General features: G+C 41.7%; 1 pseudogene. It reads left to right on the forward strand.

What is annotated here, in order from left to right:
* Window positions 1-122 precede the first annotated feature (122 nt).
* A pseudogene (locus ACS8FC_RS17575) lies at window positions 123-703 on the forward strand (Arm DNA-binding domain-containing protein); the annotation flags it as partial.

Below are 703 nucleotides of genomic sequence, written 5' to 3' on the forward strand. Positions count from 1 at the left end.
TTTGGCGGTCGCAAGATTTTGTACGTATGGGAGCGTATCGAAGAAGATATGTGCAAGCCGGTTATGAGTGCCATCAACGGTATGGCTTTACAGTAAGTTTCATTTAAACAAGGAGTCAAATAATGGCCTCAATAAGATCAAGACGTGGCAAGCTATTCGTAGATTTTCGATATATGAATATGCGTTGCCGTGAGACAACCAATCTCACAGACACTCCAGCTAATCGAAAGAAGCTGGCTAAAATTATCGAAAAAATGGAAGCAGAAATCACTCTAGGTATTTTCGACTATGCCGCTTACTTTCCCAAGAGTGAACGAGCACAGGAGATGACGGCATTGGCTGATAGAGCAGAAGCTTGTATCAGTCGTAATCCAACCTTTGGGCAGTTTGCAGAGATTTTTTACGAGGAAAAGAAAATTGAATGGCGGCCGAGCTATCGGCAAAAGACAAAGATTATTCTAAATAAGTACTTATTACCTGCGTTTGGTGGCAAAGCGGTACATGCCATAAAAAATCAGACCTGCTGACCTTCCGTAGCTCTCTCGCCAAAGTTCGTTACGGTAAAGATGGTCAGTCAAGTCTGTCAGTAGCACGAATCAATCAGATCATGATACTTCTTCGTATGATACTAGAAGAAGCGTCAGATCGCTATGAGTTTGAGATGCCTTATAAAAATATTAAGAATCTCAAACAAGCTCGTCCT

The sequence above is a fragment of the Psychrobacter sp. 1Y4 genome, assembly GCF_051847555.1.